The sequence below is a fragment of the Rhizobium sp. S96 genome (genome assembly GCF_030382195.1).
In the GTDB taxonomy this organism is placed as follows: domain Bacteria; phylum Pseudomonadota; class Alphaproteobacteria; order Rhizobiales; family Rhizobiaceae; genus Rhizobium.
Window position 1 is genome coordinate 1 of record NZ_JAUDRY010000002.1, and the last position, 19599, is coordinate 19599.

The 19599-nt window shown below is 58.6% G+C and carries 16 protein-coding genes; 11 read left to right on the forward strand and 5 right to left on the reverse strand.

Going from position 1 to position 19599, the window contains the following annotated elements; all coding sequences use genetic code 11:
* Positions 1–398 precede the first annotated feature (398 nt).
* Positions 399–2345: an acyltransferase family protein gene (locus QTL94_RS00160; protein WP_289800190.1), complete on the reverse strand. Its 1947-nt coding sequence runs from the start codon at positions 2343–2345 to the stop codon at positions 399–401.
* 448 nt (positions 2346–2793) lie between these two features.
* Between QTL94_RS00160 and QTL94_RS00165 the strand changes: the two genes are divergently transcribed.
* Positions 2794–3618 carry a glycosyltransferase gene (locus QTL94_RS00165; protein ID WP_289800191.1) on the forward strand — a complete coding sequence of 275 codons (825 nt, stop codon included), beginning with the start codon at positions 2794–2796 and terminating at the stop codon, positions 3616–3618.
* 778 nt (positions 3619–4396) lie between these two features.
* Here the strand turns inward: QTL94_RS00165 and QTL94_RS00170 are convergent.
* On the reverse strand, positions 4397–5101 hold the full coding sequence (locus tag QTL94_RS00170; RefSeq protein ID WP_289800192.1) for a glycosyl transferase: 705 nt from the start codon (positions 5099–5101) through the stop codon (positions 4397–4399).
* 604 nt (positions 5102–5705) lie between these two features.
* A complete protein-coding gene (locus QTL94_RS00175) occupies positions 5706–6041 on the reverse strand; it encodes a hypothetical protein (RefSeq protein WP_289800193.1) in 336 nt (111 codons plus the stop codon).
* A gap of 368 nt (positions 6042–6409) precedes the next feature.
* Here QTL94_RS00175 and QTL94_RS00180 point away from each other — a divergent pair, with 368 nt between their 5' ends.
* Entirely contained in the window at positions 6410–6694 is a 285-nt protein-coding gene (locus tag QTL94_RS00180; RefSeq protein ID WP_502944087.1) for a hypothetical protein, read from the forward strand.
* A 36-nt stretch (positions 6695–6730) separates the two neighbouring features.
* Here the strand turns inward: QTL94_RS00180 and QTL94_RS00185 are convergent, their stop codons facing one another.
* Together QTL94_RS00185 and QTL94_RS00190 are read right to left on the reverse strand one after the other, a co-directional pair.
* Positions 6731–7906, reverse strand: coding sequence for a GAF domain-containing sensor histidine kinase (locus QTL94_RS00185; RefSeq protein WP_289800194.1), 1176 nt, complete (start codon positions 7904–7906; stop codon positions 6731–6733).
* 138 nt (positions 7907–8044) lie between these two features.
* On the reverse strand, positions 8045–9256 hold the full coding sequence (locus tag QTL94_RS00190) for an MFS transporter (protein ID WP_113522992.1): 1212 nt from the start codon (positions 9254–9256) through the stop codon (positions 8045–8047).
* Between the two features lie 112 nt (positions 9257–9368).
* On the opposite strand from QTL94_RS00190, the gene QTL94_RS00195 reads away from it, so the two are divergent.
* From QTL94_RS00195 to glpK, 9 genes are all read left to right on the forward strand, one after another.
* The gene (locus QTL94_RS00195) at positions 9369–10184 is read left to right on the forward strand and encodes an AraC family transcriptional regulator (RefSeq protein ID WP_289800195.1); all 816 of its coding nucleotides are present in this window, start codon (positions 9369–9371) and stop codon (positions 10182–10184) included.
* Between the two features lie 188 nt (positions 10185–10372).
* Complete coding sequence (gene glpD / locus QTL94_RS00200) at positions 10373–11890, forward strand: glycerol-3-phosphate dehydrogenase (RefSeq protein WP_289800196.1); 1518 nt, start codon at positions 10373–10375, stop codon at positions 11888–11890.
* Between the two features lie 44 nt (positions 11891–11934).
* Complete coding sequence (locus tag QTL94_RS00205; RefSeq protein ID WP_289800197.1) at positions 11935–13011, forward strand: ABC transporter ATP-binding protein; 1077 nt, start codon at positions 11935–11937, stop codon at positions 13009–13011.
* A 12-nt stretch (positions 13012–13023) separates the two neighbouring features.
* Entirely contained in the window at positions 13024–14094 is a 1071-nt protein-coding gene (locus tag QTL94_RS00210; protein WP_289800198.1) for an ABC transporter ATP-binding protein, read from the forward strand.
* 3 nt (positions 14095–14097) lie between these two features.
* Positions 14098–14964 carry a carbohydrate ABC transporter permease gene (locus QTL94_RS00215; RefSeq protein WP_065694061.1) on the forward strand — a complete coding sequence of 289 codons (867 nt, stop codon included), beginning with the start codon at positions 14098–14100 and terminating at the stop codon, positions 14962–14964.
* Between the two features lie 26 nt (positions 14965–14990).
* Positions 14991–15818 (forward strand): carbohydrate ABC transporter permease, encoded by an 828-nt coding sequence (locus tag QTL94_RS00220; protein WP_289800296.1) that lies wholly within the window; start codon positions 14991–14993, stop codon positions 15816–15818.
* Positions 15819–15832: 14 nt separating this feature from the next.
* Positions 15833–16114, forward strand: a complete 282-nt coding sequence (locus QTL94_RS00225; protein ID WP_065694060.1) for a DUF2160 domain-containing protein — start codon at positions 15833–15835, stop codon at positions 16112–16114.
* Positions 16115–16190: 76 nt separating this feature from the next.
* Positions 16191–17915 carry an ABC transporter substrate-binding protein gene (locus QTL94_RS00230; RefSeq protein WP_289800199.1) on the forward strand — a complete coding sequence of 575 codons (1725 nt, stop codon included), beginning with the start codon at positions 16191–16193 and terminating at the stop codon, positions 17913–17915.
* A 146-nt stretch (positions 17916–18061) separates the two neighbouring features.
* Positions 18062–19567: a glycerol kinase GlpK gene (gene glpK / locus QTL94_RS00235; RefSeq protein ID WP_289800200.1), complete on the forward strand. Its 1506-nt coding sequence runs from the start codon at positions 18062–18064 to the stop codon at positions 19565–19567.
* The last annotated feature ends 32 nt before the right edge of the window (positions 19568–19599 follow it).

Sequence of the window (19599 nt, forward strand, 5' to 3'; positions counted from 1 at the left end):
GCCGGAATGGCTCCGCACCACAACCCGCCGCTACCGCCCCAAATACAGCAACCCAAAACCGCCGGAGCGAACTTAAAACTGGATAAAACTTGGGGGCAAGGTCAGCTTATCTCTCGGATCGATAGATGCTCTCGAATATGCCAGCGTCGGATCACGCTCAGTAATGCCATGTCGATCACTCCAGAGCCCCCGCTGAAAATATGCGAGGGACGGTTGAAACATGGGTCAATTCTCGATGGAAATATCGGGCTGCGCCGGGTCAGCTCTCAGTGGAAATCAACAGGGGGACCAAGCAGAGAACTACTTACGCTATTCTAAACTCGACAACGTAGAAGCGCGCGTGCGCAGCCAGCCCAATTGACGATCTAGATACAATCGTTCGGTTGCTGCGAGCGTTCTCAAAATAGCCTGTTGTAAAGATTGGAACGAACTGCGACTTCGCCCAGTATCCACGAGCCAGACACGCTCAGATGTGTGCTGTTGAAATAGAGCGGCGTGCCCTGTCTATACGGGGAGCATACGCCATTAGGGCAAATCAGAGAATTGAAATCGTAGTACTCAGCGCCTTCCACGTGCGAAACCAGCTCTTTAATTGCCAAGTTTGTAGACGCTATCTCAGCCGAGCGATCTTGTTGCTTGGCTAGACAGTTGATGGGCAGACGGATTGCTTTGGCGGCGCAAAGTCGATCGTAACCGGGAAATGCTACAACCTGACCCAAGACCGTGACGCGTTTGCCTGATTTTCTAAGGGACGAGATTGTGTTTTCGAACTGAGCTAGGAACCCCGGATCACGTGCTAAATAGTTCGAATATGCCGCAGAGATGATGATGTGGTCGTAGTCGAAGAGCAGCGTGGTGGTCACAAGATTTGACGAATAGTCGCAGTCGCGGGCTCGTCCTCCAAACACGAAGTGGCCGGCGTTCTGCAACAGCGGAGGGCAGGCCGAGTGAGCTATATTGCGGAAGGATGTGCCTTTGACTTTTGCAAGTTCTCCAAGGATACCTATGTAGTGCGAGGCATTACTGTCGCCCCAGACCAGCGTCCTTGCGTTGTTTCCGCTTCCAATGAGACACTTTGGGTTTTGCGTTTGCTTTGCTGAGAGACGGCTAGCCTGACAAACATAAGGATAACGTGGCGCTTGCTTCGTCTGCTCTTGGATCAAGGCTAAGTTTTCTCGATAATTGGCCGGTGCCAGAAAAGGAATGACCCCATCAGCCTTGCTAATCGCGATTCCAGCGAGGATGACGGCTACCGCAGGAATCGCGGCCATTTTAATGAAGATGTTCGAGAAAGATTGCCGAGAATGGCGAAATGGCTCCTCGATCAATCGGTATGAGCCAATGGACAAGATAACCGTCGTCAGGAACACAACAATTCCAGACACCAAACTTACGTCAATACCCACGTAACGCATGTACGCCAGAAGCGGCCAGTGCCACAGGTACATTGAGTAAGATATCTTCCCAATCTGGCGTGCGGGCCAGATCGAAAGAGCCGATACAAGGGCTTGGCGCCTGACGCCCGAGACGAGGATCGCGATCGCCCCGGCCGTGAGCGGGACGGCATAAATCCCCGGAAACGGCATCGTCTCATCCAAGAACACTGCGCTCGCAATTACCACTGCCGAACCCATGACTCCGCCCAGAAGGAGGGTTTTGGGGGATGCATTCTGCGCTGCGGTTGACTGTGCAAGGAAGAAAGCTAGCCCGCCGCTGCAGAGCTGGAAGGCTCTAGACGGCAGCATGTAGTAAGCGGAGGTGAGGTTGTTAGTTCGCAGCCAATATTCCCCGCACGCAATACTGAGTACTATGATTGTCAGGGAAGTGGGGATAGCCCACCGCCGATACCTCAGCAGCACAAATAGTAGAAACGGCCAGATAAGATAGAATTGTTCCTCAACGCCGAGGGACCACATGTGCAGGAGCGGTACTGTCCGGCTATCCGCGGCAAAGTAACCGGTATCCAGAAACAAAGAAAAATAGATGTTGGCAGCCGAAAATGCTGTAGCGATCGCCGAATTGACGAGCTGAACCAGGTCGTCCGGCAAGAGTATGAACGCTCCGCCAGCTATCGTGGTGCCCGTTACGAAGAACATCGCGGGGGCGATACGACGAAGGCGACGTCTATAGAATTCTAGGAAATCTCCGGGTGTCGATAGATTATCGGCACATATCCGCTGGGTGATGACGTAACCCGATATGACAAAAAACAGGTCAACCCCAATAAATCCCCCAGGAATGAGTGAAGCGTTGATGTGAAATACGACGACGAGCAATACTGCTATTGCTCGCAACCCCTCAATGTCCGGCCGAAAATTAGCGGTATGATTTTGTACAGTCTGCAATTGTAGGCACGCCCCGTTTCTGATCGCACTTTGATGTACGCCGCGTGTCAGTCAATGAGCTGTACCCTGTATAATTAGGGATTGCCGATGCTCGAAATGACTGTGTTGCTGCATTGCTACAGAAATGAAACGACGCCGGATTCCGGCCAACCAACAACTGGACCTGTAGTTCCTGATCGTACGGGCTAGTATCCTGCTGCAGGTTTTGACAGCCTGCTGATCTCGTCGGCCAAGATCATGAGTAACGAGCCTTCGAGAAATTCTTGCGATTCTTCGCTCTGTAGTTGACGTCGTCGCCACCCGGTGAGATTAGCTCCCCGTTGGTTTTGCAATGTGCACGGGTTGTGGGGGCTGATGAAACAAGTGCTGCGAGAGATCAAAAATGTTCTGACAACCAGCCTCGACGGCCGTGTTGGCCTTCGAAAAGATAGTGATAGCGGACCTGCAGATGAATGAAATCACTTTTGTAGGCTCCACGCGCTTCTCAGTAATCAATTTTCAATCGCACAATTTTTTCGCATTTCGGGGTCAGGGGGCCTCGATCGATGATGTGCGAAGGTTCATATTTGCCGACGATCGGCTTGATGAACGATTTCGAATCTTTGAGGCGCTGGTTTTGCCGTGTCTCGCGGTCCTGGCGAGCCGGACATCCAAGTTCCATCATCTGCTCTTGATCTCGTCGGATATGCCGGCGAAGTGGCAGAGTCGCTTGCATGAAATTTGCCGGGGTCACGAGTGGCTTCACATACATCATGTCCCCTTCGACCTATCGATTTCCAAGGCGACTAAAGAATTCCTGAAACGATTTCAGAACGGCCGAATTTTCAATTTCAGGCTCGATGATGATGATGCACTGGCGAGTGGCTTCTGCGACGCCGTAGAGGCGGCTGCCGAAACGCTTGATGACGGTTCTGTGCTCGTGTTTGAGAGGGGGTTTCGTTTAAGGCCTCTTGAAACTGGCCGCTTCATGCTGTCCTCTAAGCGAAGGGCGAGCCCGTCCGCCGGACTAGGGGTTTTAAGCTCTGCGAACCGCCTTATCGAAGTCTATAGTCTTGGGAATCACAACAAAGTAGCTGCTGTTCCAATTGCCAGAAATCATCCTATGTGGATCAGGCTGATGCACTCGTCTAATGATTCCGGTGATGGGGTTGGCCACTGGTGGTCATGGCGACATTCGATCAGATCAGCTGCAAAGGCAATGCAGCCGTGGTTCGTGGGATTAGATCTCGAAAGAGCGCTTTCGAGCATTGCCATTGAACCCTTACCCAGCTGACACCGATCTCGTAGATAGCTGCGATCACTGCTTGCGGCCAATACCGATTAAACATCGAGGCTCCCTCGCATTCCATTGTGGCGCATCAAGCGATGATAATACTCCTCGGCCTTGCGCATGGCTTCGCGGCCTTCGGGTTCATAGCCTTGATGGGGTAGCACTCTTTCCCGCGTTCGAGGGCCATGGCCCGACCACATCCACTGGTCTTTCATCGGGCCGTGCGGCTGCTTCTGGATGCGGCCGATCGATACTTCCCCATCATAGCCTGACCAGTCCGTATCTGTCGGCGCGTCGTGTGCGTCGAGCTTTGTTCGACGCCATGGATAGAGGGGTTGATAGGGCCGTTCGGTCATGGGGCAAATATGGAGTTAAAGGTGAGGGGTGGATGATAAAATTCGCGAACAAAATCAATTGCACCTAATTTCCCCTCACAAAGCGCAAATTTGATTGTTTTTGCTCACTAATTTACGACAAATGACATTCCTGCAGGGGTCGCCAAATTTTTCAATAACTTAGCTGTGCCCCAAACTGCCAGTACTCCCTCGGGGTAACGGCTGGGGTAATAGCGGCGTAGAACCTGCCTACAGTCAAGGAGGCGGGCGACCTGCGAGCGAGGTTCGCCGGTTCCAACTGGCCGCGAGTTATTGAAGAGGGCGCGCTAAGCATTATTCCTGCGGGTCGTATGTCCTGAACCTCTTCAGATAGCGCGCGCGGATCCGGTTCTGCAGGTCACCAAGCCTCTGGAGCAGGCGAACAAACGAACCTGCCGAATTGCCCTCTATTGCAGGGCGTCGCGCGTATCGTAAGTCGGATCGTAGGGATAACCGACCTTCAAAAGCGATGACACTGAGGAACAGCATGAGAGCTCAATCCCTTGCTCATCAGCGTACCGCTTAATCGCTACAAATGCCCGGAGAATTCGTATTTCTGCCCGCGCGATACCGCTGAACGAACGACTGGCTTGCTCGTAGAATCGAGGCTGATCCGAGTTGTTCACATCGATGCCGAAGAAGAGAATATGTTTCGGACGGGCCGCAAGGGCGAACTGCGTAACGGTTGTCGCTACCGAGCCCGCGGGAATAGTGCCGCGGTCGGGATCAAGGGAGATGGCTCCTTCTCCTGCTTCAAACACCGGACACTCCTGTGCAAAGTCGCGCAAGCTTCGGCGTTTGTGCTGGTAAGGGGCGAGTCCGTTCCGGATCAGAACGATTCTTCTCTCGGAGAGCCAACTCTTGTCGAGCGCACAAATGGCTCGAATGGCCGCAAGCGATAACAAACAGGTGGTTTCTCGGCTGACATGGTCCTTGAGGAAGTCGAAATGGCGCCAGATAAAACGCTCGTCTTCGACCGCAATGGCGAGCGGGTCCGGGATCTCTGTTTCCATAAGTTTGATGGCGCCGTTCAGCAGAACGGCCTGGCGCGGCGCAATACGGCGGATCAGCGAGTGACTGATCGACGGACCACTCCCGACGATGGCGATCATATCTGGCCATTGTAGGGTGGCAAAATTCAGGGCGGTTCCGACCACCTTGCCCTTATAGACTATGCTTGTGGCATTGCTGTCCGTGGCAGGTGTGATTTTTAATCCCGGAAGCCAGTCCTGAAAGTGACTTCTGCAGCGCCCAAGAAGAACTCTGGTACCGATCTTTACAAGCGATCTGCGAAAGGGGCGTGCGCTTTTTGTAGCTCGCATGGTCAACTCGATATTCGGGCCTTCAGCGTGAGGTACCTACAGCGTCATAAAAAGGGATCCTGTCAACAGATATCGCCTATCTCATTGAAAACGCAAGTTACAATTCAGAAATGCAACGGTCTATAAGCTAGTCTGGGCTCTCCTCGGCGCAAGCGGCAGAGTGGCTGATGGGTTCCCGCCATAGCGGAGACATGGCGTGGAAAGTGAGGGGGCAGCTATAAAATCATCAAGCAAAATCAATTGCATTCAAATCAGCGGCGAAATTGACGGCGATTGCTCGGGCAGGACTGCTCACCCGAGCGGAAGGCAGATCGCGGGTTCCCTGCGCGTCACCTTCACCGGTCGGCGCGTTTCCGTGATCCACAAGATGGTTGTGAAGTGAGGGTGGAAGGACTTACCACCGTCGGCTGGTGCGTCGCATGTCGACGATGCGGCCATCGCTTTGACGGATTGCGACTTCGAAGCGCTGTCCGTTGCGCGAGGCGCGATAGTTGAAGAACCTGCCGCGGCAGTTTTCCCGATTGATATCGCGAAAGCCGCGACCGCGAAGCAGCCGTTCACCCTGAGGGCAGCTTATCGGTCGCCCGCGGTTCAGGCTGCTTCCAACACCGATGTTGATACCGATCTGAGCGCTCGCCTCCCGGGGAACCGAGAGCGGCGAGGCCAATATTGCCAGCGAAAGCATAAATGGGACGAGCGACGATCGAAACATTTTCTGGCTGAAATTCATCATTATCTCCAAGGCTAAACCAGTGCCACTCTTGAAATGGGCGGAATAGGACGGCCGTCAATCCCATTCACAAAACAAGCGCCTGCGGGCAAAGCGTTTTTGCCTTGGCGGCGCCAATATGGCAGCCCGGCGAACCTTGTCATGATGAGCCACATTCGCCGCTTGGGATCGTCGATGTTGTTTTTATTGTAGGTCGTGGACGTCTGTCGGGCTGGTCATTTTCTGGGCTACAATCAGCGCCTGGGCAAGCGATCTCAAAAAAGAGCGTTGGCGCCAGCGGATGCGGCAGCACTTTTCTCCAGCTTGCGGCTCATGCGAAAGTGCTGCTTAACTCCAAGTTCAACTAGGAGGCTCCATTGAGACATGTGATTATAGCTGCTGCGGTTTTGCTGTCTTCGGCCTCCATTGCGGCAGCGGCCGCGGAGATCAATGCCCGCGATCACACCTGCAGCGAGGTTGCGCAGTTCATCCGGCAGAACAAATCGGTTTTTGTTCGTGTTGGTATCGGAGGTCGTACGTTCCGCTATCCGCCGGCGAAATGTAAGCTGGGTGACAAGCGCGACAGGACGAACTTTCGCGATTCAGCTGGAAAGCAATGCGTTCTTGACTACGCGTGCGTCTACGATCCGCAGTCGTTCTATAATTTCCGATAGAGCGTAGCTTCGGGATTGCAGGCGTTTCCGTTGAGATCAGGCCGCCGGCATCGTGAAGGTGAAGGTCGTTTCGGTTTCGTTGGAGGCGGCTTCCAATTTTCCGCCGTGGGCCTGTGCGATCTGCGAGGCGATATAGAGTCCCAGTCCCAGTCCACGCATGCCCGAGCCGGGTTCGGCTCGGCTGAAGGGCTGGAAGAGCTGCGCCAGGGCGCTCTCTGAAATGGGTGTCCCGGCGTTGGTTACGGACAGAACCAGCTGGCCCTCGCTCATATGTGCCCGAACGCGGACAGGCTCATCGGGGGAGCCGTGCGTAACGGCATTTTCGACCAGATTCGACAGCATCTGCGCCAGGCGCCCGTGGTCGACATCGGGGCTGGCTGCGAGATCGATCGCCAGCTCGATCTGCCGGTCCGGATGGCCGGCGCTGATCTCGGCGACCACCTGCTCAAGTGTGGGGGCCAGGGGGCGCCCACTTTCCTTTTGCAGCGCCAGTCCGCCGCTCAGCCGTCCGCGCGCAAAATCAAGCACATTGTCGATGAGCCCCGACATGCGCAGGACGCTGCCGCGCATCAGGCGGATGATTTTCTGAGCCTTCTCGGTCTGTGGCTCGCGCAGCAGCAGGTTTGTTCCGCCGTTGATCGACGCCAGGGGATTGCGGAGGTCGTGTCCAAGCACAGCGATGAACTGCTCGCGCAGTTCGGATGAGGTCTGTGCGCTCAGCAGGCTCTCCTGCGCATCGCTCAGCTTGGTGTCCGCGTCCAGATGGTATGCGATGAGCTCGGCAAACAGCTTGAACGTGCCCAGGGTCTGCGGATTGTTGAGCGTGGCCGGCTTCGGGTCAATTGCGCACAGCGTGCCGAAAAAGCGTCCGTCCGGCAGAACGATCGGCATCGAGATATAGCTCTGGAAGTCATGCAATTCAGGGGTGCGGTGGTCGCAATAGATGGGATCCTTGGAGACATCGTCGATCACTATGGCATGGCGATGCCCGCGCACTTCGTGGCAGAGCGTCGTTTCCGCGTTCAGTTCGCCGCCAGCGGGTAGGCCGAAGGCTATGTGGTCGAGAACCTGACAGGCAATCCAGCGATCTTCCGTGACCCTTGCGACTGCCGCAAAGCCCATCCCGGTCGATCGGCAGACAACATCGAGAATGGTCGGAACTGCTGCGATTTTCTGGACTGCATCGATGTCCTGCTGGAAGTCATGTGCCATTTTGCTTGGGTAAACTTCGCTTTCTCTGCGCCAACGTGAAGGGATCGTACCGGCTGGTAGCGGCATGCGCAATTGTGAACGACAAAAGGCCGAGGCGGGGGGCCTCGGCCTTTCCTGGGGCTTTCAGTTCGGGGATGCCTAGCTGGCGGCTTTGGTCGCGTGACGCCGGCCCTTGCCGATATCCGGCAGGAAGATAGTCAGCAGGCCAAGCAGCGGCAGGTAGGAGCAGACATGGTAGACGAACTCGATGCCCATGTGGTCCGCAACCATGCCGAGGCCTGCGGCACCGATGCCGCCGATGCCGAAGGCGAAGCCGAAGAACAGCCCCGCAATCATTCCCACGCGTCCCGGTACCAGTTCTTGCGCGAAGACCACGATCGCCGAGAAGGCGGACGCCAGAATGACGCCGATCAGGAACGTCAGGATGACCGTCCAGGTGTAATCGGCATAGGGCAGGGCCAGCGTGAAGGGCAGCGCGCCGAGGATCGAGAACCAGATGACGAACTTCGTGCCGAACCAGTCCACGATGGGACCACCTGCAACCGTGCCGATGGCAACCGCGCCGAGGAAGACGAACAGCAGGATCTGCGCTTCCTGTACCGATACGCCGAAACGCTCGATCATGTAGAAGGTGTAGTAGCTCGAGAGGCTGGTCATGTAGACGTATTTCGAAAAGACCAGCAGCGCGAGGACCGCGATTGCGGCGATCACCTTCTTGCGCGGGAGGACAACAGCATGCGCGGCACTCTTCCGTCCGGCGCTGGTCCGACGATGGTTGGCATACCAGGAGCCGACCCGCCACAGGATGATCATCCCGGTCAATGCGGCGAGCGAGAACCATGCGACGCTCTGCTGACCGCGCGGCAGGACGATGAAGGCTGCGAGCAGCGGGCCGATCGCGGAACCGAAGTTTCCGCCGACCTGGAACAGCGACTGAGCGAGGCCGTGCCGTCCGCCCGAGGCAAGACGGGCAACGCGCGAGGATTCGGGATGGAACACCGCCGAGCCGAGACCAACGACGCCGGCTCCGACCAGCAGCACCCAATAGGCATGCGCATAGGCGAGCAGGACCAGGCCAATCAGCGTGAAGCCCATGCCGATGGACAGCGAGTAAGGCAGCGGACGCTTGTCGGTATAAATACCGATCAACGGCTGTAGAAGCGACGCAGTGACCTGGAACACGAGACCAAGGAAGCCGATCTGCGTGAAGTCGAGGCTGTAGCTGTCCTTGATCATCGGATAAAGGGCGGGGATCAGCGACTGCATGGTGTCGTTGAGAAGGTGGCAGAAGCTCACCGCCATGATGATGCTGAACACGGTCTGTTCCGCAGAGTGTCTCTCTGCTGTCATTGCGCTATTTGTCACGATTCTACTCCGTCGTTTGACGGCTCTGGGATAGACGACTTGTTCGCGTCCCGCTTTCGTGTTTTGGTCTTATTGTTTCGCAAGTGGGCCAAAACAGATGAAGAACGGATCAAAGCCGACAGCAGGCGAGTTGGCAGGGCTTCACCTTGAGCGTCTTGCTGCGATCGAAGCGGCGTCGGAACCGGTCTACGCCATCCCGTCTGACTATCCCTCCGGCTATCACGTCAAGCCCCACAGCCACAGCCGCGCGCAGTTCGTGTATGCGCGCACCGGCGTGGTGATGGTCTCATCCCGGCAGGGGCGCTGGATGGTGCCGCCGGAGCATGCCTTGTGGATTCCGGCGGGCCTCGAACACACGGTCGATATGCTGGGCGACGTGACGATGCTGTCGGCCTACGTCGCGTCCAGCGCTTTGACCGAGCGTCCGACGGCCATTCGCGTCGTGGCGCTCACCGACCTTGCCCGGGCACTGATCGTGGAAGCGGTCGTGCCGCCGGAAGAGGTGTGTAATCCGGTGCGGCATGGCCTGATCATGGCGCTGCTGCTGGAAGAGGTTCTGCGGCTTCCGGACCGGCCGCTCGGTCTGCCGTTTCCCGCCGACCAGCGTTTGGCTGCGCTCTGTCGCGGCTTTATCGAAAATCCGAGCGCGCATCTGGTGATCGAGGACTGGGCCGAACGGATGGCGATGAGCCGGCGTGCATTTACCCGTGCTTTTAGAAGAGAGACTGGAGTCAGCCTGTCGACGTGGCGGCAGCAGGCGGCCGTCTTTACCGCTTTGCCGCGCCTGGCTTCCGGCGAATCGGTCACTGCTGTTGCTCTCGATCTCGGTTACGAAAGCGCTGCGGCGTTCACGACGATGTTTCGGCGAATGCTGGGCGCGGCCCCACGCGCCTATTTCCGATCGCCGGACTAGAACTAAGCTCCGCACCTCATTCTAAGTCTCGCCGCCCGCGATTCTGGGTGGCAGGATTCTAATTCTGTGCCTTTTCGAAATTCGATACGCATTCGTTTGACATTCGAATTATTTTCGCTTTTAGTATCGCTACTTTCGCAATTGCGGTGTCTTGTTGCGTTGCGGCATTCTAGGGGGCATGGGGAAACGTGAGCGGTCAGATTCACGATCTTTTCGTTATCGGCGGCGGCATCAACGGATGCGGAATTGCGCGCGATGCTGTCGGTCGCGGTTATTCCGTCGCCCTTGCCGAGATGAACGATTTCGCTTCGGGCACCTCGTCCGGCGCGACCAAGCTCATTCACGGCGGTCTGCGCTATCTCGAGCATTACGAGTTTCGGCTCGTGCGCGAATCGCTGATGGAGCGCGAGATCCTCTGGGCGATGGCGCCGCACATCATCTGGCCGATGCGCTTCGTGTTGCCTTATCACAAGGGCGGGATCCGGCCGGCTTGGCTGATCCGCCTTGGGCTGTTCCTCTACGACCATCTGGGCGGCCGCAAGCTGTTGCCGGCGACCAAGGTGCTCGACATGCGCCGCGATCCGGCCGGCAAGCCGTTGAAGTCGCTGTTCACCAAGGCATTCGAATATTCCGATGGCTGGGTCGATGATGCGCGGATGGTGGTGCTGAATGTCCGCGATGCGGCCGACAAGGGCGCGCTGATCATGCCGCGCACCAAGGTCGTCTCGGCGCGACGCGAGAATGGCTTATGGGCGATCGAGACCGTCGACACGGTGACCGGGCAAACCGGGCGGTTCCAGGCGCGCATGCTGGTGAACGCTGCTGGCCCGTGGGTCGATCACGTCATTCGCGCCGCCTTCGGACAGAATGAGGCGCGGCACGTGCGACTGGTCCAGGGCAGCCATATCGTTGTGAAGAAGAAGTTCAGCGACCCCAGGGCCTATTTCTTCCAGAACCCCGACAACCGCATCATCTTCGCGATTCCCTACGAACAGGATTTCACACTGATCGGAACTACCGATCGCGACTACACGGCCGATCCGAAGGATGTGAAGATTTCCGACGAGGAAACGACCTATCTATGCAAGGCGGCGAGCGAATATTTCAACGAGCCGGTGCGGCCAGAGGATATCGTCTGGACCTACTCGGCGGTTCGTCCGCTGTTCGACGATGGCGCGTCGAAGGCGCAGGAAGCGACCCGCGACTATGTGCTGAAGATGGAAGGCGATGGCGGTCAGGCGCCGCTTCTCAACGTTTTCGGCGGCAAGCTGACCACCTATCGCCGGCTTTCAGAGCATGCGTTGGAGAAGATCGCCGTAGCGATCGGCAGTAAAGGCGCGCCGTGGACGGCAAAGAGCCATCTGCCGGGCGGGGATTTTCCGGCAACCGCATACGAGGACGAGGTCCGCAAGCTGAAGGGCAATTATGCCTTCCTCGCGGACGGGCACGCCCGGCGCCTTGTCCGGCGCTACGGGACGAAAGCCGCAATCTTATTGGGTCAGGCGCAGAGGATCGAGGATCTCGGACGCTGTTTCGGGAGCGACCTCTATGAGGCGGAAGTCCGCTACCTGATCGACCATGAATGGGCCAGGCACGCCGATGACGTGCTCTGGAGGAGAACGAAGGAAGGCCTGCGCCTGACCAAGGAGCAGGCTGGGTTACTGGAGGAGTACATCGCCGCGCTACCGGCTCAGATGGCCGGATAAGAAGCGGCATGTGGTCCCCGCTGTGAGGAGGCACGGGAACCGGAATGCTAGAATTGCGGAACGCCGCAAAGATGGTGGGCGCGGATTATCATATCCACGCAACCAGTCTTGCGTTTGAACGAGGCACGCTGAATGTGCTGCTGGGGCCGACGCTCTCCGGCAAGACGTCGTTGATGCGACTGATGGCCGGGCTCGATCGTCCGACCAGCGGTTCCATTCATTTCGACGGCGTCGACGTCACCGGCATGCCGGTGCAGAAGCGCAACGTTGCGATGGTGTACCAGCAGTTCATCAACTATCCGGCCTTTACCGTCTATGAGAATATTGCCTCGCCGATGCGCATCGCAGGCAAGGATGCCGCGACCATCGACCGCGAGGTGCGCAAGGCTGCCGACCTCATGCGGCTGACGCCCTATCTCGACCGCACGCCGCTCAACCTCTCCGGCGGGCAGCAACAGCGCACGGCGCTTGCCCGCGCCCTGGTCAAGAACGCCAGCCTCGTGCTGATGGATGAGCCGCTTGCCAACCTCGACTACAAGCTTCGCGAGGAACTGCGCGCGGAATTGCCGAAGATCTTCGCGCAATCGGGTGCCATCTTCGTCTATGCCACGACCGAGCCTTCGGAAGCGCTGCTCCTCGGCGGCAATACCGCGACGCTATCGGAAGGGCGCGTCACGCAGTTCGGCCCAACCATCAGCGTCTACCGCAAGCCGCTGGACCTGATAACGGCCAAGACCTTTGCCGATCCGCCGCTCAACTTCATTGACGTGGTAAAAGCTGGCGGCGTTTTCCAACGCCAGAACGCCGAGATTTTTGCCGTTCCAGGCCACCTTGCGGGCATGGCGGATGGGCCGGTGACGGTTGCATTTCATCCGCATCACCTCGGTCTTTCCGAGCAGACCCCGGGGGCGGTGCGCCTCAAGGCGCGCACGCAGCTTTCCGAAATCACCGGCTCCGAGAGCTTCGTCTATCTCGACTATGATGGCGTGCGCTGGGTGATGCTGGCGCATGGCATTCACGACATCGACCCGGATACGGACATCGATGTGTTTCTCGACGTGCGTCACCTGATGGCGTTCGACACTGACGGGCGCGCGATTGCGTCCGGCGTAACGGCTTGAGGAGGCAGGGACATGGCACGCATCACGCTCGACCACATCCGCCACGCCTACGGGCCGAACCCGACATCGGACAAGGACTACGCGCTGCGCGAAGTCGACCACGAGTGGAACGACGGCGGCGCCTATGCGCTGCTTGGGCCCTCCGGTTGCGGGAAGACGACGCTGCTCAACATCATCTCCGGCCTGCTGCAACCATCGCATGGCCGCATCTTGTTCGACGGCAAGGACGTCACCAACCTAGCGACACAGGCGCGTAACATCGCGCAGGTGTTCCAGTTCCCTGTCATCTACGACACGATGACCGTCTACGACAATCTGGCCTTCCCGCTGCGCAACCGCGGCGTATCCGAGCCCGAGGTGGATCGTCGCGTTCGCGAAATTCTCGAGATGATCGATCTGTCGCCGATGGCGCGGCGAAAGGCGCAGGGGCTCACCGCCGACCAGAAGCAGAAGATCTCGCTCGGCCGGGGGCTGGTGCGCAGCGACGTTAACGCCATCCTGTTCGACGAGCCGCTGACGGTCATCGATCCGCATATGAAATGGGTGCTGCGCTCGCAGTTGAAGCGGCTGCACAAGCAGTTTGGTTTCACCATGGTTTATGTCACGCACGACCAGACGGAAGCGCTGACCTTCGCCGACAAGGTGGTGGTGATGTACGAGGGTGAGATCGTGCAGATTGGCACGCCATCCGAACTTTTCGAGCGGCCGAGCCATACGTTTGTCGGCTATTTCATCGGCTCGCCTGGCATGAACGTTCTGCCTGCGCAGATCGATGGCAATCGCGCGACCGTCGGCGGCGAGACCTTGTCGCTCGACTATGCGCCGAAGACCGCGGCGGGCGCCAAGACTGAGCTCGGTATACGGCCGGAGTTCATCCGCCTCGGGCGCGAGGGCATGCCCGTCACCATCAACCGGGTCGAGGATATCGGCCGGCAGAAGATCGTGCGGGCAGATTTCGCGGGCCAGCCGATCGCCATCGTGTTGACCGAGGATGCCGAGATCCCCGCGGAGGCGCGGGTCACTTTCGATCCCAAGGCCATCAACATCTACGCCGATTCCTGGCGCGTCGGCAGGGAGGGCTGAGCCATGAACAAGACCTGGAACAACAAGGCCTGGTTTCTGGTGCTGCCGGTGCTGGTGCTCGTCGCCTTCTCGGCGGTGATCCCGCTGATGACCGTCGTCAATTACTCGGTGCAGGACACGTTCGGGAACAACGAGTTCTTCTGGGCGGGCACGGACTGGTTCGTGCAGACGCTGCATTCCGACCGCTTCTGGGCGGCACTGCAACGCAACCTTGCCTTCTCGCTGATCATCCTGGCGCTGGAAATCCCGCTTGGCATCTTCATCGCGCTCAACATGCCGAAGAAAGGGCTGGGCGTGCCTGTCTGCCTCGTCCTGATGGCGCTGCCGCTGCTCATTCCGTGGAACGTTGTTGGCACGATCTGGCAGGTGTTTGGTCGCGTTGACATCGGTTTGCTCGGCCATACGCTGGAGGCAATCGGGCTCGACTACAACTATGTCCGCGATCCGCTCGATGCCTGGATCACCGTCATCGTCATGGACGTCTGGCACTGGACGAGCCTTGTGGTGCTGTTGTGCTACGCCGGCCTCGTATCGATCCCTGACGCCTATTATCAGGCGGCGAAGATCGACGGGGCGTCGCGCTGGTCGGTGTTCCGCTACATCCAGCTGCCGAAGATGAAGCGCGTGCTTCTGATCGCCGTGCTGCTGCGCTTCATGGACAGCTTCATGATCTACACCGAACCCTTCGTCGTTACCGGCGGCGGCCCCGGCAATTCTACGACCTTCCTGTCGATCGATCTGGTGAAAATGGCCGTCGGCCAGTTCGACCTCGGTCCGGCGGCTGCGATGTCGATCATCTACTTCCTGATCATCCTGCTGCTGTCATGGATCTTCTACACCGTGATGACCATCGGCGACGAGAACGCGTGAGAAAGGAGAGGACAATGGCTCAATCCATGACACAGACAATGAAATACAAGCCTGCGGGTAACTTCTCCTGGGTCGTTTCGACTGTTTACATCATCTTCCTGCTGCTGCCGATCTACTGGCTGGTGAACATGAGCTTCAAGGAGAATGCCGAGATTACCGGCACCTTCTCGCTCTGGCCTCAGAACCCGACGCTCAGGAACTACACGATCATCTTCACCGATCCGTCGTGGTACAACGGCTACATCAACTCGATCACCTATGTGGTCATGAACACGGTGATCTCGGTGCTGGCAGCGCTGCCTGCGGCTTACGCCTTCTCGCGCTACCGGTTCCTCGGCGACAAGCATCTGTTCTTCTGGCTCTTGACCAACCGCATGGCGCCGCCGGCCGTCTTTGCGCTGCCGTTCTTCCAGCTCTACTCGGCCTTCGGCCTGATCGACACCCATATCGCGGTCGCGCTGGCGCACTGCCTGTTCAACGTGCCCCTGGCGGTCTGGATCCTCGAAGGCTTCATGTCCGGCGTGCCGAAGGAGATCGACGAGACGGCCTATATCGACGGCTACTCTTTCCCGCGTTTCTTCGTCCGCATCTTCATGCCGCTTGTGGCATCGGGGATCGGGGTGGCGGCCTTCTTCTGCTTCATGTTCTCGTGGGTGGAGCTGCTGCTTGCCCGCACGCTGACGACCACCGCGGCCAAGCCGATCTCGGCGATCATGACGCGCACGGTTTCGGCCTCGGGGATGGACTGGGGCGTGCTGGCGGCTGCCGGCGTGCTTACCATCATTCCCGGCGCGCTCGTCATCTATTTCGTCCGCAACTATATCGCCAAGGGCTTCGCGCTCGGCCGCGTCTAAAGGGGAGACCAGACATGAACTTTTCCTGGATGGCGTGGACGCTGCCGACCGCATTGTTTTTCCTGACGATTCTCCTGCTCCTGATCGGCATGAGCATCTGGGAATATCTGGCGCCGGGCGGCTCCCCGCGTGTGGGGGTCTTGAGGTTCGAGACCACGCGGGGAGATCGGCTCTTCATATCGCTGCTGGGGGCAGCGTTCATTCATCTCGCATGGTTGGGCCTTGTTGGTCCCAACCTGTGGTGGGCTCTTGGCCTTGCCGTAGTCTACGCCATCGGCGTGTTCCGCTACGTCTAGGACAGGAAAATACAGATGGCCGGGGGTACTGGCCGCCTGACGTGAAAACTGCAATCGCAAACCCTGGGAGGATATTATGCGACGGCATCTACTAGCGACGACAGCAGGCATCCTGCTGGCCATGGCGGGTTCCGCCTATGCCGGCATGGACGAGGCAAAAACATTTCTGGACAAGGAAGTCGGCGATCTCTCGACGCTTTCCCGTGGGGACCAGGAAAAGGAAATGCAGTGGTTCATCGATGCGGCGAAGCCTTTCGCCGGCATGGATATCAAGGTCGTTTCCGAGACGCTGACGACTCACGAATATGAATCGAAGGTGCTGGCGCCGGCGTTCACGGCAATCACCGGCATCAAGATCACGCACGACCTGATCGGCGAAGGTGACGTCGTCGAAAAACTGCAAACACAGATGCAGTCGGGCGAGAACATCTATGACGCCTATGTCAACGACTCGGACCTGATCGGCACCCATTGGCGCTACCAGCAGGCCCGCTCGCTGACCGACTGGATGGCGAACGAAGGCAAGGATGTCACCAACCCGGGACTCGACATCAACGACTTCATCGGCACCAAGTTCACGACCGCGCCGGACAAGAAGCTGTACCAGCTTCCCGACCAGCAGTTCGCGAACCTCTACTGGTTCCGGTACGACTGGTTCAACGACGAGAAGAACAAGGCGGACTTCAAGGCGAAGTACGGCTACGATCTCGGCGTTCCGGTCAACTGGTCTGCCTATGAGGACATCGCCGAGTTCTTCACCGGCCGTGAAGTCAACGGCAAGAAGGTCTTCGGCCATATGGACTACGGCAAGAAGGACCCTTCGCTCGGATGGCGCTTCACCGATGCCTGGCTGTCGATGGCCGGCAACGGCGACAAGGGCCTTCCGAACGGTCTGCCTGTCGACGAATGGGGTATCAAGGTCGACGAGAACTCGCGCCCCGTCGGTTCGTGCGTTGCCCGTGGCGGCGATACCAACGGTCCGGCTTCCGTCTACTCGATCCAGAAGTATCTGGATTGGTTGAAGGCCTATGCACCGCCGGCAGCGCAGGGCATGAACTTCTCCGAATCCGGCCCAGTGCCGGCGCAGGGCGAAGTGGCTCAGCAGATCTTCTGGTACACCGCCTTTACGGCTGATGCCGTCAAGCCGGGCCTGCCAGTGGTCAACGAGGACGGCACGCCGAAGTGGCGCATGGCGCCCAGCCCGCATGGTGTCTACTGGAAGGACGGCATGAAGCTCGGCTATCAGGACGTCGGTTCCTGGACGCTGATGAAGTCGACGCCTGACGATCGCGCCAAGGCCGCATGGCTCTATGCGCAGTTCGTGACCTCGAAGACGGTCGACGTGAAGAAGAGCCATGTCGGTCTCACCTTCATCCGCGAATCCACCATTCGCGACAAGAGCTTCACGGAGCGCGCTCCGAAGCTCGGCGGTCTGATCGAGTTCTATCGCTCGCCGGCTCGCGTGCAGTGGTCGCCGACCGGCACCAACGTTCCTGACTATCCGAAGCTGGCACAGCTTTGGTGGCAGGCCGTAGGTGATGCGTCCTCCGGCGCCAAGACCGCCCAGGAAGCCATGGATTCGCTTTGCGCCGAGCAGGAAAAAGTCCTGCAGCGCCTGGAGCGCGCCAAGGTTCAGGGCGATATTGGTCCGAAGCTCGCCGAAGAGCATGATCTTGAATACTGGAACAAGGACGCGGTCGCCAAGGGCAACCTCGCTCCCCAGCTGAAGATCGAGAACGAGAAGGAAAAGCCGATCACCGTCAACTACGACGAACTGGTCAAGAGCTGGCAGTCCAACTAACGGGCTGCCTTGGCCGGGGCACTAACCCCGGCCAATCCGCTGTTACGGGTTCATCTCCCGCTTTCGGCACCAAATTTCCGAAAATACATCGCATGGCCCGGCGCGAGAGCGGCGGGCACGGCATACCTTTGCACTCGAGGACGGCAATGAGCGGCTATATTCTCGCGATCGATCAAGGCACGACATCATCGCGCGCGATCATTTTCGACGCCAACATGCGCCTGGTCGCGTCGGCTCAGGAGGAGATCGGGCAGCATTATCCGCAGCCCGGCTGGGTCGAGCATGATCCGCTTGAGATATGGGAGACGGTCGTCAGCACCGCGCGGCAGGCGATTGCGAACTCCGGCATTGCGGCAGGCGACATCGCTGCGATCGGCATTACGAACCAGCGCGAGACAACGGTTGTCTGGGATCGCAAGACGGGCAAGCCGCTCCACAACGCGATCGTATGGCAGGACAGGCGGACTGCTGAAATCTGCGACAGCCTGAAGGTCGACGGCTATGAAAAGCTGTTTGGGGCGAAGACCGGGCTGCTGCTGGACCCCTATTTCTCGGGAACTAAACTGCGCTGGCTTCTCGACAACGTGCAAGGCCTGCGCGAACGCGCGGAGGCAGGCCAGGTGTGTTTCGGCACCATCGACAGCTGGTTGATCTTCAACCTTACAGGCGGTCGAGCGCATGTGACCGATGCGACCAATGCATCGAGGACCTTACTCTACAACATAAGCAAAGGGCGCTGGGACGAAGAGCTTCTCGGCGTCTTGCGTATTCCCGTGGGGGTGCTGCCTGAGGTCAAGGATTGTGCCGATGTGTTCGGTGTAACCGATGCGGCGCTGTTCGGCGCCTCCATTTCAATTCTCGGGGTGGCCGGCGACCAGCAGGCGGCAACGATCGGCAACGCTTGCTTCGATCGCGGCATGATGAAATCCACCTATGGCACCGGTTGCTTTGCGCTGCTGAACACGGGTCAGGATCGCGTCACCTCGTCCAACCGGATGCTGACCACGATTGCCTATCGTCTGAAGGGGCAGATCACCTACGCGTTGGAAGGGTCGATCTTCATTGCCGGCGCTGCCGTGCAGTGGCTCAGAGATGGCCTCGGTATCATTTCCGATGCCTCGCAGAGCGGCACTCTGGCGCTTCAGGCCGATCCCACCCAGCAGGTCTACGTCGTGCCCGCCTTTACCGGTCTGGGTGCTCCCTACTGGGATCCGGAGGCCAGAGGTGCCATCTTCGGCCTCACCCGCAATAGTGGCCCGTCCGAGCTCGCTCATGCCGTGCTGGAATCCGTCGCTTATCAGACATTCGATCTGTTGGTCGCGATGCGCAGGGACTGGGGCGACCACCATATCGAAACGGTGCTGCGGGTGGACGGCGGCATGGCGCGGTCGGATTGGACCATGCAGCGCCTTGCCGACATCGTGGCCAATCCCGTCGACCGCTCCGCCGAACTGGAGACGACCGCGTTGGGTGCGGCTTGGCTTGCCGGGTCGCAGGCCGGCGTCTGGCCCGATCAGGAGCAGTTTTCGAAAGCCTGGGCTTCCAGCGCGCGGTTTCGACCGACGATGGAGGAGGGCGAGCGGCAGAGAAAGATCGCCGGCTGGCGCGATGCGATCTCGCGCACGCTCTCAGGGCCTCAACATCGGGGCTGACGCCTCCGACGCGGTTGGCTACCCATTCTGAG